The organism is Leclercia sp. W6, from assembly GCF_003336345.1.
GTDB lineage: Bacteria > Pseudomonadota > Gammaproteobacteria > Enterobacterales > Enterobacteriaceae > Enterobacter.
Genome location: NZ_CP031104.1, coordinates 26,677 through 40,644, shown reverse-complemented (window position 1 = coordinate 40,644; position 13,968 = coordinate 26,677). Strand labels below are relative to the sequence as shown.

Annotated in this window: 7 protein-coding genes, 1 tRNA gene and 3 rRNA genes; 2 read left to right on the top strand and 9 right to left on the bottom strand. The window is 52.9% G+C overall.

The annotated features are described in order from the left end of the window. The first annotated feature begins 104 nt into the window (after positions 1-104). Together pssA and DVA43_RS00220 are read left to right on the top strand one after the other, a co-directional pair. A complete protein-coding gene (gene pssA, locus DVA43_RS00225; RefSeq protein ID WP_114314197.1) occupies positions 105-1,460 on the top strand; it encodes a CDP-diacylglycerol--serine O-phosphatidyltransferase in 1,356 nt (451 codons plus the stop codon). 61 nt (positions 1,461-1,521) lie between these two features. After that, positions 1,522-1,827 (top strand): YfiM family lipoprotein, encoded by a 306-nt coding sequence (locus tag DVA43_RS00220; protein ID WP_371414026.1) that lies wholly within the window; start codon positions 1,522-1,524, stop codon positions 1,825-1,827. Here the strand turns inward: DVA43_RS00220 and DVA43_RS00215 are convergent. From DVA43_RS00215 to rluD, 9 genes are all read right to left on the bottom strand, one after another. Next, positions 1,824-3,131 (bottom strand): MFS transporter, encoded by a 1,308-nt coding sequence (locus DVA43_RS00215; protein WP_114314196.1) that lies wholly within the window; start codon positions 3,129-3,131, stop codon positions 1,824-1,826. The two genes, DVA43_RS00220 and DVA43_RS00215, sit on opposite strands and share 4 nt — an antisense overlap. A gap of 152 nt (positions 3,132-3,283) precedes the next feature. Then, a complete protein-coding gene (locus DVA43_RS00210; RefSeq protein ID WP_114314195.1) occupies positions 3,284-3,739 on the bottom strand; it encodes a DUF4385 domain-containing protein in 456 nt (151 codons plus the stop codon). A 115-nt stretch (positions 3,740-3,854) separates the two neighbouring features. After that, positions 3,855-3,970, bottom strand: a 5S ribosomal RNA gene (gene rrf, locus DVA43_RS00205). Positions 3,971-4,166: 196 nt separating this feature from the next. Next, positions 4,167-7,065, bottom strand: a 23S ribosomal RNA gene (locus DVA43_RS00200). A gap of 210 nt (positions 7,066-7,275) precedes the next feature. Next, a tRNA-Glu gene (locus DVA43_RS00195) sits at positions 7,276-7,350 on the bottom strand. A gap of 87 nt (positions 7,351-7,437) precedes the next feature. After that, a 16S ribosomal RNA gene (locus DVA43_RS00190) occupies positions 7,438-8,977 on the bottom strand. Together the 16S, 23S and 5S rRNA genes with 1 tRNA gene alongside form the textbook arrangement of a ribosomal RNA operon. 449 nt (positions 8,978-9,426) lie before the next feature. Beyond that, positions 9,427-12,000, bottom strand: a complete 2,574-nt coding sequence (clpB, locus tag DVA43_RS00185) for an ATP-dependent chaperone ClpB (RefSeq protein WP_114314194.1) — start codon at positions 11,998-12,000, stop codon at positions 9,427-9,429. A gap of 129 nt (positions 12,001-12,129) precedes the next feature. Beyond that, positions 12,130-12,861: a purine nucleoside phosphorylase YfiH gene (yfiH, locus tag DVA43_RS00180; protein WP_103822522.1), complete on the bottom strand. Its 732-nt coding sequence runs from the start codon at positions 12,859-12,861 to the stop codon at positions 12,130-12,132. Then, positions 12,858-13,838, bottom strand: coding sequence for a 23S rRNA pseudouridine(1911/1915/1917) synthase RluD (rluD, locus tag DVA43_RS00175; protein WP_114314193.1), 981 nt, complete (start codon positions 13,836-13,838; stop codon positions 12,858-12,860). Before rluD ends, yfiH begins: the two co-directional genes overlap by 4 nt. Positions 13,839-13,968 lie beyond the last annotated feature (130 nt).

Sequence of the window (13,968 nt, the reverse complement as noted above, 5' to 3'; positions counted from 1 at the left end):
GGAAATGTTGACCACTTTAAACGGCACTGGTGGTATGATTGCCCGCTTCTGTTGGCTGCATAGTCCATATAATCCTTCAATGAACAGAGAAGAAACGCACTGTGATGTTGTCCAAATTTAAGCGTAATAAACATCAACAACACCTTGCTCAACTACCGAAGCTTTCTCAGTCAGTTGATGATGTAGAGTTTTTTTATGCTCCCGCCGATTTTCGGGAGACGCTACTGGAAAAAATTGCCAGCGCAACGCATCGTATCTGCATTATCGCGCTTTATCTTGAACAGGATGAAGGCGGCAGCGCCATTTTACGCGCCGTGTACGAAGCCAAACGCCAGCGCCCTGAGCTGGATGTCCGTATCCTGGTCGACTGGCATCGCGCCCAGCGCGGTCGTATTGGCGCGGCTGCGTCCAACACCAATGCCGACTGGTATTGCCGCATGGCGCAGGAAAACCCCGGCGTAGATGTCCCCGTTTATGGTGTTCCGGTTAACACTCGCGAAGCTCTGGGCGTCCTCCATTTCAAAGGCTTTATCATCGATGACAGCGTGCTCTATAGCGGCGCAAGTCTGAACGATGTCTATCTGCATCAACGGGATAAGTACCGTTACGATCGTTATCACCTGGTGCGTAATGCCCGCATGGCTGACGTCATGTTTGAGTGGGTGGACCAACATCTGGTGCATGGCCGCGGCGTAAATCGCCTTGACGATCCACAGCGACCAAAAAGCCCGGAGATCAAAAATGACATCCGCCTTTTCCGCCAGGAACTGCGCGATGCCATGTTCCATTTCCAGGGCGACGCTGATAATGAACAGCTTGCAGTGACCCCACTGGTCGGGCTGGGTAAATCAAGCCTGCTCAACAAGACCATCTTCCATCTGATGCCGTGTACGGAGCATAAGCTGACCATCTGTACACCGTATTTCAACCTGCCGGCGGTGCTGGTACGTAACATCATTCAGCTGTTGCGCGACGGTAAAAAGGTGGAAATTATCGTTGGCGATAAAACCGCGAACGATTTCTTTATTCCTGAAGATCAGCCGTTTAAGATTATCGGCGCCCTGCCTTATCTCTATGAGATCAACCTGCGCCGCTTCCTGAGCCGCCTGCAGTACTATGTGAATACCGATCAGCTGGTCGTGCGTCTGTGGAAAGATGAAGATAATAGCTATCATCTGAAAGGCATGTGGGTTGATGATGAATGGATGCTGCTGACAGGCAATAACCTCAATCCACGCGCGTGGCGACTGGATCTTGAAAATGCGATTTTGATCCACGATCCCCGCCAGGAGCTGGCTGCTCCGCGCGACCGTGAACTGGATCTGATCCGCACGCACACCACTGTGGTTAACCATTATCGCGATCTGCAAAGTATCGCTGACTATCCGGTGAAAGTGCGTAAGCTTATTCGCCGTTTACGTCGCATCCGAATCGACCGGTTGATTAGCCGCATCCTGTAATCTTCAGCCCTGTCATTGACGGGGCTTTTTTATGGAGGTCGTTGTGCGTTATTTGCTGTTAATGGGCTGTCTGGTTTTGGGCGGATGCAGCCATATGGCTCAGGATAGCTGGTCTGGTCAGGATAAGGCGCAACACTTTTTAGCCTCGGCGATGCTCTCGGCTGCGGGTAATGAATATGCCCAGCGCCAGGGCTACAGTCGCGACCGCAGCGCTGCATACGGTTTGATGTTTTCGGTCAGTCTGGGGGCATCGAAAGAGCTCTGGGACTGCCGCCCGGCGGGGAGCGGCTGGAGCTGGAAAGATTTTGCCTGGGACATAGCCGGTGCGACTACCGGCTATGCCGTCTGGCAGATGGCGGATCATTAAAGACTCACGCCTTTCCCTTTGCGATGCAGCATTAAAGAGACAATAAATGCCAGCGCTCCCATCAGCGTGACGTACCAGAAAAAGATTGTCTCACTCCCCACCGATTTTAATGACAGGGCGACATATTCCGCTGAGCCGCCAAAGAGCGCGTTAGCCACCGCATAAGACAACCCAACGCCCAGTGCACGCACCTGAGCCGGGAACATCTCTGCCTTCAGAATGCCGCTGATCGAGGTGTAAAAACTGGCAATGACCAACGCGACCATCACCAGTGCAAAAGCGGCATAAGGGGATGTGACATGCTGGAGTGCAGTGAGAATGGGCACAGTACATATTGCCGACAACCCGCCGAAAATCAGCATTGAGCTACGACGACCGATTCTATCCGACAGCGCACCGATAATGGGCTGGATGAGCATAAAGACAAAGAGCGCCACCGTCATGACCATGCTCGCCACGTTAGCGTGCATACCCGTGGTGTTAACCAGATACTTCTGCATATAGGTGGTGAAGGTATAGAAGGTGAGCGAACCGCCAGCCGTAAAGCCGAGCACCATTAAAAAGGCCTTCCGGTTACGCCATAAGCCTTTAAATGAACCTGCCTCTTTTAACGTTCTCACCTCTTTACGCGACGTTTCGTCCAGCTGACGGCGCAGCCACAGCGCCACAATGGCAAGGAGGGCACCAAGCGCAAAAGGAATACGCCATCCCCAGGCACGGAGATCTTCATCACTCAGAATCTGTTGCAGGATCACGACGGCCAGAATAGCCAGGAGCTGTCCCCCTATCAGGGTGACGTACTGAAATGAGGCATAAAAGCCTTTACGCCCTTCCACGGCAACTTCACTCATATATGTCGCGCTTGTGCCATATTCCCCCCCAACGGAAAGTCCCTGGAACAAACGCGCCAACAGCAGTAAGGCTGGAGCCCAAGTGCCGATAGTGTCATAGCCCGGCAGACAGGCGATAACCAGGGAGCCGAAACACATCATGCAGACGGAGATCAGCATGGACGTTTTTCGCCCCTTTCGATCGGCAATACGCCCAAAGAGCCAGCCGCCGATTGGACGCATCAAAAAGCCTGCGGCGAAAACGCCTGCAGTTTGCAGAAGCTGGGTCGTGGTATTGCCGGATGGGAAGAAGATATGGGCAAAATAGAGCGAGCAAAACGAGTAAACGTAAAAGTCGAACCATTCAACCAGATTGCCTGAAGATGCACCGACGATTGCCCAAATCCTGCGGCGAGTATCGTCCTCTGCCAGTTTTTTACTATCCGTATCTGTACTTGCTACGGTTTCTGTCATTTTAAATCCCCTGTCTTACAATGCGGGCCAAAGCACCCACTCCAGTAAAACCAGATTTAAAATTTAACGTTAGGTAAAATAATTGTTTCTATTATGTTTCATTTGGTTTTGTTATCTGGATCACAAAATGAATCCTGCCATGGGTAACATTGTTACCCCCACTTTTTTTGATGCGCTTGTTTTCGTTGTAAATAGTCCTCATCGGCGCGAATTTTATCCCACCATCCTTTGAAAACTTTTGCGGCTTCGGCTTTGATGGGATCGTGATCCAGCGGGCGCACGTTACGTTCATCATCGTACTTTTTTCCGCCTTTGTGGTTGGCGTAGCGTCTGGCGCGGGTATATCCCATCTGGATAAATTTTCTGGCCATATCCATGCCCACAAAATCGTCTTGCTGACGGTATTGCTCAAAGAGTGCGTATATTTCCTGCGCAGATTTTGTCGCAACCTCAGCATTTTTGTATCGCCAGTAGGGCAGAATTTCGCTTTTGTAAGGTTCAACCAGCAGAACGCCTTGCTCTCCCCGCCCTACCTGATAAAGCTCAGGATGGTCGCGAAAGTTTATGTTGGCGAAATCTTGTTGGTAGTTAAAAGGGGGATTCGGCAAAATAACCTCGTGACGATGCGTATCTTGTTATTTTAGCCAGAGATTGTTGATTGTGCCCGCCAGGGTGGAAAAGCAAAAAACCCCGTACCTTATGGTACGGGTTTCTTTAATTGATGCCTGGCAGTTCCCTACTCTCGCATGGGGAGACCCCACACTACCATCGGCGCTACGGCGTTTCACTTCTGAGTTCGGCATGGGGTCAGGTGGGACCACCGCGCTACAGCCGCCAGGCAAATTCTTGGTGCTCTGTACACAATACTTTATCGCATCAGCCGCGTTGGCCGCACTCGTAAAGTCAGTCACATACTTCAGTATGCTCCTTCCTTTCCTTCGCTTGCCGCCTTGCTGCTGCGCAAACTATTGTGTACTTAACTCTGAATCAATGCTGAAAATCTTCTCAAATCCACCGAAACAGCTTCGGCGTTGTAAGGTTAAGCCTCACGGTTCATTAGTACCGGTTAGCTCAACGCATCGCTGCGCTTACACACCCGGCCTATCAACGTCGTCGTCTTCAACGTTCCTTCAGGACTCTCAAGGAGTCAGGGAGAACTCATCTCGGGGCAAGTTTCGTGCTTAGATGCTTTCAGCACTTATCTCTTCCGCATTTAGCTACCGGGCAGTGCCATTGGCATGACAACCCGAACACCAGTGATGCGTCCACTCCGGTCCTCTCGTACTAGGAGCAGCCCCCTCAATTCTCCAGCGCCCACGGCAGATAGGGACCGAACTGTCTCACGACGTTCTAAACCCAGCTCGCGTACCACTTTAAATGGCGAACAGCCATACCCTTGGGACCTACTTCAGCCCCAGGATGTGATGAGCCGACATCGAGGTGCCAAACACCGCCGTCGATATGAACTCTTGGGCGGTATCAGCCTGTTATCCCCGGAGTACCTTTTATCCGTTGAGCGATGGCCCTTCCATACAGAACCACCGGATCACTATGACCTGCTTTCGCACCTGCTCGAGCCGTCACTCTCGCAGTCAAGCCAGCTTATGCCATTGCACTAACCTCCTGATGTCCGACCAGGATTAGCTGACCTTCGTGCTCCTCCGTTACTCTTTAGGAGGAGACCGCCCCAGTCAAACTACCCACCAGACACTGTCCGCAACCCGGATCACGGGTCCACGTTAGAACACCAGCCATTAAAGGGTGGTATTTCAAGGACGGCTCCATGCAGACTGGCGTCCACACTTCAAAGCCTCCCACCTATCCTACACATCAAGGACCAGTGTTCAGTGTCAAGCTATAGTAAAGGTTCACGGGGTCTTTCCGTCTTGCCGCGGGTACACTGCATCTTCACAGCGATTTCAATTTCACTGAGTCTCGGGTGGAGACAGCCTGGCCATCATTACGCCATTCGTGCAGGTCGGAACTTACCCGACAAGGAATTTCGCTACCTTAGGACCGTTATAGTTACGGCCGCCGTTTACCGGGGCTTCGATCAAGAGCTTCGCGTTGCCGCTAACCCCATCAATTAACCTTCCGGCACCGGGCAGGCGTCACACCGTATACGTCCACTTTCGTGTTTGCACAGTGCTGTGTTTTTAATAAACAGTTGCAGCCAGCTGGTATCTTCGACTGATTTCAGCTCCACCCGCAGGGGCTTCACCTACATATCAGCGTGCCTTCTCCCGAAGTTACGGCACCATTTTGCCTAGTTCCTTCACCCGAGTTCTCTCAAGCGCCTTGGTATTCTCTACCTGACCACCTGTGTCGGTTTGGGGTACGATTTGATGTTACCTGATGCTTAGAGGCTTTTCCTGGAAGCAGGGCATTTGTTGCTTCAGCACCGTAGTGCCTCGTCATCACACCTCAGCGTTAAAAGGTACCGGATTTACCTGGAACCTCCGCCTACATGCTTAAACCGGGACAACCGTCGCCCGGCCAACATAGCCTTCTCCGTCCCCCCTTCGCAGTAACACCGAGTACAGGAATATTAACCTGTTTCCCATCGACTACGCCTTTCGGCCTCGCCTTAGGGGTCGACTCACCCTGCCCCGATTAACGTTGGACAGGAACCCTTGGTCTTCCGGCGAGCGGGCTTTTCACCCGCTTTATCGTTACTTATGTCAGCATTCGCACTTCTGATACCTCCAGCATGCCTCACAGCACACCTTCGCAGGCTTACAGAACGCTCCCCTACCCAACAACACATAGTGTCGCTGCCGCAGCTTCGGTGCATGGTTTAGCCCCGTTACATCTTCCGCGCAGGCCGACTCGACCAGTGAGCTATTACGCTTTCTTTAAATGATGGCTGCTTCTAAGCCAACATCCTGGCTGTCTGTGCCTTCCCACATCGTTTCCCACTTAACCATGACTTTGGGACCTTAGCTGGCGGTCTGGGTTGTTTCCCTCTTCACGACGGACGTTAGCACCCGCCGTGTGTCTCCCGTGATAACATTCCTCGGTATTCGCAGTTTGCATCGGGTTGGTAAGCCGGGATGGCCCCTAGCCGAAACAGTGCTCTACCCCGAGGATGAGTTCACGAGGCGCTACCTAAATAGCTTTCGGGGAGAACCAGCTATCTCCCGGTTTGATTGGCCTTTCACCCCCAGCCACAGGTCATCCGCTAATTTTTCAACATTAGTCGGTTCGGTCCTCCAGTTAGTGTTACCCAACCTTCAACCTGCCCATGGCTAGATCACCGGGTTTCGGGTCTATACCCTGCAACTTAACGCCCAGTTAAGACTCGGTTTCCCTTCGGCTCCCCTATACGGTTAACCTTGCTACAGAATATAAGTCGCTGACCCATTATACAAAAGGTACGCAGTCACACCCGAAGGTGCTCCCACTGCTTGTACGTACACGGTTTCAGGTTCTTTTTCACTCCCCTCGCCGGGGTTCTTTTCGCCTTTCCCTCACGGTACTGGTTCACTATCGGTCAGTCAGGAGTATTTAGCCTTGGAGGATGGTCCCCCATATTCAGACAGGATACCACGTGTCCCGCCCTACTCTTCGAGTTCACAGCATGTGTGCTTTCGTGTACGGGAGTATCACCCTGTACCCTGCGACTTTCCAGACGCTTCCACTAACACACAAGCTGATTCAGACTCCGGGCTGCTCCCCGTTCGCTCGCCGCTACTGGGGGAATCTCGGTTGATTTCTTTTCCTCGGGGTACTTAGATGTTTCAGTTCCCCCGGTTCGCCTCGTTAGCCTATGTATTCAGCTAACGATAGTGTGACGAATCACACTGGGTTTCCCCATTCGGACATCGCCGGGTCAAGGGTTCATATCACCTCGCCGGCGCTTTTCGCAGATTAGCACGTCCTTCATCGCCTCTGACTGCCAGGGCATCCACCGTGTACGCTTAGTCGCTTAACCTCACAACCCGAAGCTGTTTCACTTCGCGTTGTGAAAATTTGAGAGACTCGAACACACCGCATTTCTGTTCTTATTACGGAGAACAGACACAGTGTGTCGTTTCAATTTTCAGCTTGATCCAGATTTTTAAAGAGCAAATATCTCAAACGTAACTCGATGAGTTAGTTTTGAGATATAAAGGCAGGTGACTTTCACTCACAAACCAGCAAGTGGCGTCCCCTAGGGGATTCGAACCCCTGTTGCCGCCGTGAAAGGGCGGAGTCCTAACCGCTAGACGAAGGGGACACGATGTGTCACGACTTCGCAGCCGTCTTGCTTTCTACTTTCTATCAGACAATCTGTGTGAGCACTACAAAGGCAGGTTCTTTAAGGTAAGGAGGTGATCCAACCGCAGGTTCCCCTACGGTTACCTTGTTACGACTTCACCCCAGTCATGAATCACAAAGTGGTAAGCGCCCTCCCGAAGGTTAAGCTACCTACTTCTTTTGCAACCCACTCCCATGGTGTGACGGGCGGTGTGTACAAGGCCCGGGAACGTATTCACCGTAGCATTCTGATCTACGATTACTAGCGATTCCGACTTCATGGAGTCGAGTTGCAGACTCCAATCCGGACTACGACGCACTTTATGAGGTCCGCTTGCTCTCGCGAGGTCGCTTCTCTTTGTATGCGCCATTGTAGCACGTGTGTAGCCCTACTCGTAAGGGCCATGATGACTTGACGTCATCCCCACCTTCCTCCAGTTTATCACTGGCAGTCTCCTTTGAGTTCCCGGCCTAACCGCTGGCAACAAAGGATAAGGGTTGCGCTCGTTGCGGGACTTAACCCAACATTTCACAACACGAGCTGACGACAGCCATGCAGCACCTGTCTCAGAGTTCCCGAAGGCACCAAGCCATCTCTGGCAAGTTCTCTGGATGTCAAGAGTAGGTAAGGTTCTTCGCGTTGCATCGAATTAAACCACATGCTCCACCGCTTGTGCGGGCCCCCGTCAATTCATTTGAGTTTTAACCTTGCGGCCGTACTCCCCAGGCGGTCGACTTAACGCGTTAGCTCCGGAAGCCACGCCTCAAGGGCACAACCTCCAAGTCGACATCGTTTACGGCGTGGACTACCAGGGTATCTAATCCTGTTTGCTCCCCACGCTTTCGCACCTGAGCGTCAGTCTTTGTCCAGGGGGCCGCCTTCGCCACCGGTATTCCTCCAGATCTCTACGCATTTCACCGCTACACCTGGAATTCTACCCCCCTCTACAAGACTCAAGCCTGCCAGTTTCAAATGCAGTTCCCAGGTTGAGCCCGGGGATTTCACATCTGACTTAACAGACCGCCTGCGTGCGCTTTACGCCCAGTAATTCCGATTAACGCTTGCACCCTCCGTATTACCGCGGCTGCTGGCACGGAGTTAGCCGGTGCTTCTTCTGCGAGTAACGTCAATCACTGCGGTTATTAACCACAATGCCTTCCTCCTCGCTGAAAGTACTTTACAACCCGAAGGCCTTCTTCATACACGCGGCATGGCTGCATCAGGCTTGCGCCCATTGTGCAATATTCCCCACTGCTGCCTCCCGTAGGAGTCTGGACCGTGTCTCAGTTCCAGTGTGGCTGGTCATCCTCTCAGACCAGCTAGGGATCGTCGCCTAGGTGAGCCATTACCCCACCTACTAGCTAATCCCATCTGGGCACATCCGATGGCAAGAGGCCCGAAGGTCCCCCTCTTTGGTCTTGCGACGTTATGCGGTATTAGCTACCGTTTCCAGTAGTTATCCCCCTCCATCAGGCAGTTTCCCAGACATTACTCACCCGTCCGCCACTCGTCACCCGAGAGCAAGCTCTCTGTGCTACCGTTCGACTTGCATGTGTTAGGCCTGCCGCCAGCGTTCAATCTGAGCCATGATCAAACTCTTCAATTTAAGTTTGATGCTCGTGAATTAAACTTCGTAATGAATTACGTGTTCACTCAGAGACTTGGTATTCATTTCTTGTCCGAGGACATTAAGAATCCATGTCACTTTGAGTGCCCACACAGATTGTCTGATAAATTGTTAAAGAGCAGTGCCGCTTCGCTTTTTCGCTGCGGCGCGGGGTGTGCATATTACGCTTCCCCGCCTCAGAGTCAAGCGATTATTTTCGCTTTTCTCCGTGAGGTTCTTACCGAACCCCGCTGACCCGGCGGCGTGTTTGCCGTTGTTCCGTGTCAGTGGTGGCGCATTATAGGCGCTTATTCTGGGCTGGCAAGTATAAAGTGAAAATTATTTATCAACCGTTCATTTTCCAGGCAACCCCGCTTCAGAAAGCCCATTCTTGCCTGGTTTTTAAACAAAAACGAGCCCCTGAGGGCTCGTTTTCATCGTTTTGTGACTTACTGCACTGCCACAATCTGGTCGTCTTGCTTCACCAGCTGGATGGTTTTGCCCGGGAGCAGCTTCCCGGAAAGAATTTGCTGCGCCAGCGGGTTTTCGATCTGCTGCTGGATGGCACGTTTGAGAGGACGTGCACCGTACACCGGATCGTACCCATTTGCGCTCAGCAGTTGCAGCGCGTCATCCGCAATCTGCAGTTCATATCCACGCTCTTCCAGACGTTTATACAAACGCTGCAGCTGAATACGGGCAATAGAAGCAATGTGTTTTTCACCCAGTGGATGGAAGACCACGACTTCATCGATACGGTTTATGAACTCAGGACGGAAGCTGTGGCTGACCACGCCCATCACCAGATCCTTCATATGGCTGTAATCCAGTTCACCAAAACGCTCCTGAATCAGATCGGAACCCAGGTTCGAAGTCATGATGACCACCGTATTACGGAAATCGACCGTTCTCCCCTGCCCGTCGGTCAGGCGTCCGTCATCCAGAACCTGCAGCAGAATGTTGAACACATCCGGGTGCGCCTTTTCCACTTCATCCAGCAGGATGACGGAGTACGGACGACGGCGAACCGCTTCTGTCAGATAGCCACCCTCTTCATAACCAACATATCCCGGAGGTGCACCCACCAGACGTGAAACGGAGTGTTTCTCCATAAACTCGGACATGTCGATACGTACCATCGCATCGTCACTGTCGAACATGAAGTTTGCCAGCGCCTTACACAGTTCCGTTTTACCGACACCGGTCGGCCCCAGGAACAGGAAGGAGCCAATCGGACGGTTAGGATCGGACAAACCGGCACGGCTACGACGGATCGCGTTCGATACCGCCTCAACCGCTTCATCCTGACCGATGACGCGATGATGAAGATCTTCCTCCATGCGCAATAATTTGTCGCGCTCGCTCTCCATCATTCTGGCTACCGGGATCCCGGTCCAGCGCGCCAGTACCTCGGCAATTTCTGCATCCGTCACTTTATTACGTAACAGACGCATGGTTTTGCCTTCAGCCTGGGTTGCCGCCGCCAGCTGTTTTTCCAGTTCCGGAATTTTGCCGTACTGCAGCTCAGACATTTGCGCCAGATCGCCCACGCGACGCGCCTGCTCGATGGCGATCTTCGCCTGTTCCAGCTCGGCTTTAATCGTCTGGGTGCCGGAAAGGGATGCTTTTTCCGCTTTCCACTCTTCTTCTAAGCCAGAGTATTGACGCTCTTTATCCTGGAGCTCTTCATTAAGCATATCCAGACGCTTTTTACTCGCTTCATCAGACTCTTTTTTCAGCGCCTGCTGCTCGAGCTTGAGCTGAATGATCCGGCGATCGAGTCGGTCCAGCTCTTCTGGCTTGGAGTCAATCTGCATACGAATACTGGAGGCCGCTTCATCGATAAGGTCGATCGCTTTGTCAGGCAGCTGTCGGTCGGCAATATAGCGATGCGACAAGGTTGCAGCCGCCACGATGGCCGGGTCAGTAATCTGCACATGGTGGTGCAGCTCATAACGCTCTTTCAGGCCACGCAGGATCGCGATGGTATCTTGCACTGACGGTTCAGCCACAAATACTTTCTGGAATCGACGTTCCAGGGCAGCATCTTTTTCAATGTACTGACGATATTCATCAAGCGTGGTGGCGCCCACGCAGTGCAGCTCGCCGCGAGCAAGGGCCGGTTTGAGCATGTTCCCGGCATCCATGGCACCATCGGCTTTACCTGCCCCCACCATCGTGTGCAATTCGTCGATAAACAGAATGACGTTGCCTTCCTGTTTTGCCAGATCGTTAAGCACCCCTTTCAGGCGCTCTTCAAATTCACCGCGGTATTTGGCCCCCGCCACCAGCGCGCCCATATCCAGCGCGAGTACACGACGGCCTTTCAGACCTTCCGGCACTTCACCATTGACGATACGCTGGGCCAGCCCTTCTACAATGGCCGTTTTACCAACACCAGGCTCACCGATCAGTACCGGGTTATTTTTGGTGCGGCGTTGCAGAACCTGAATCGTACGGCGGATCTCTTCGTCACGGCCAATGACCGGGTCAAGCTTGCCCTGTTCTGCACGCTCAGTCAGGTCGACCGTATATTTTTTCAATGCCTGACGCTGATCTTCAGCACCCTGATCGTTCACGCTCTCACCTCCGCGCATTTGTGCAATCGCCTGCGTCACATTGGCGGTAGTTGCGCCAGCTGTTTTCAGCAGGTCGGTCAAAGTGCCACGTGATTCAAGCGCCGCCAGAACAAAGAGTTCTGACGAAATAAAGTTGTCGCCGCGTTTCTGCGCCAGTTTGTCGCACAGGTTTAATACGCGAACCAGATCCTGAGACGGCTGAACATCTCCGCCTGTGCCCTCTACCTGCGGTAAACGGCTCAGCGCCTGATCGATGGCTGTGCGTAACTGGCCCGCATTAATGCCGGCAGATGTCAATAAAGGACGTACCGATCCCCCTTCCTGATTCAGTAAGGCGCTCATTAAATGAAGAGGTTCGATAAACTGATTGTCGTGCCCCAGTGCGAGAGACTGGGCATCGGCGAGAGCAAGCTGGAATTTATTAGTAAGACGATCCAGACGCATAACTCCTCCCATAACAGGTCAAAATTGCTACTGGAGATTAAATGAGGTCATCCCTCAATTATTCAAGGTGAATGACCTGAATTATGCGAAAAGAAAACGACGCGTGCCGGATCGTCTTGATTCTATAGGTTATATCAGCCAAATGAAACTTGCCATACGTCCTGTCGTCTTGTCGCGGCGATAGGAAAAGAAATCACCGTTTTCGGTGAAGGTGCAGCGATCGCCGCCGTAGATCTGGCTGATACCGACGCGGGTCAGGCGCTGGCGGGCAAGCTGATAAATGTCCGCCATGTACTTATCTCCTGCCGGAAGAAAAGCGCTCTGCGCCTGCGCATCGTGCGCCATAAAAGCGTCGCGCACCTCCGGCCCCACTTCAAAAGCCTGTGGGCCAATGGCCGGGCCAAGCCAGGCGATGATATTATCCGCGCTGTCGGCAAAACAGGCGACGGTCTCTTCCAGTACGCCAGCACATAATCCGCGCCAACCGGCATGGGCGGCGGCCACTTCGGTGCCCGCACGGTTGCAGAAAAGCACCGGCAGACAGTCAGCGGTCATGACGGCACAAACCGTGCCCGGAGTATTGCTGTAAGACGCATCGGCACGTTTCGAGGCATACGGCTCACCGGTGAGACGAAGCACAGCGGTACCATGTACCTGTTCAAGCCAGACCGGCTTCGACGGCAACTGGCCTGCCGCAAACAACCGCTTACGATTCTCTTCAACGTGATCGAGGTTATCGCCACAGTGAGCGCCCAGGTTTAATGATTCCCAGGCCCCCTCACTCACGCCGCCGATACGGGTTGAACTGCAGGCCGCTACGCCTTCAGGCGCAGGCCACTCCGGGACAATCAGTTTGGTCATAACCAGTCCACGTCATCCTTATGTTCTTCAAAATCGGCACGCATCGCGTCGATAAGATCCACCATATCTTGTGGAATTGGCGCATGCCATTCCATCTCAATGCCGGTGATCGGATGGTAGAGACGCAGCATGGTGGCGTGCAGGGCCTGACGGTCGAATTTACGCAGCATCGCGATAAATTCTTCAGACGCCCCTTTCGGCGGACGCGGACGACCACCGTACAGCTGATCGCCCACCAGCGGATGAGTGATATGGGACATATGCACACGGATCTGGTGCGTACGGCCCGTTTCCAGACGCAGACGCAGACGCGTATGGATGCGGAAATGCTCCATGATGCGGTAGTGCGTGACGGCCGGTTTACCCATCGGGTGAACGGACATATGGGTACGCTTGGTCGGATGGCGACTGATAGGTTGCTCTACCGTACCGCCGGAGGTCATATGCCCAATAGCAACCGCTTCGTATTCACGGGTGATTTCACGCAGCTGCAGGGACTCAACCAGACGCGTCTGCGCCGGAATGGTCTTGGCAACGACCATCAGGCCGGTGGTGTCTTTATCCAGACGGTGAACGATCCCCGCACGCGGTACGTCCACAATAGGAGGATAGTAGTGCAGCAGGGCGTTCAGTACAGTGCCGTCAGGGTTACCTGCGCCAGGGTGTACAACCAGATCGCGCGGCTTGTTAATAACCAGGATGTCATCATCTTCATAGACGATATTCAGCGGGATATCCTGAGGCTCAAAACGGACTTCTTCTTCGATATCAGCATTGATGGCGACCACTTCCCCACCCAACACTTTCTCTTTTGGCTTGTCCCAGATCTTGCCATTTACCAGCACGCGCTGGTCAAGGATCCATTCTTTTATGCGTGAACGCGAATAATCAGGGAACATTTCGGCCAAAGCCTGATCTAAGCGTTGTCCGAGCTGATTTTCGGAGACTGTCGCGGTGAGTTCTACTCGTTGTGCCATAGACTGCTTCTTCGTTTAACGTTGGGTTTTACGGCTTTGCCGTTTAATATAGTGTGCTATTGTAGCTGGTCTTAATCGGGAGCAGGAAAGAGATTCTCCCGGACAAACATTTGAGGAAAGTCAAAACGTC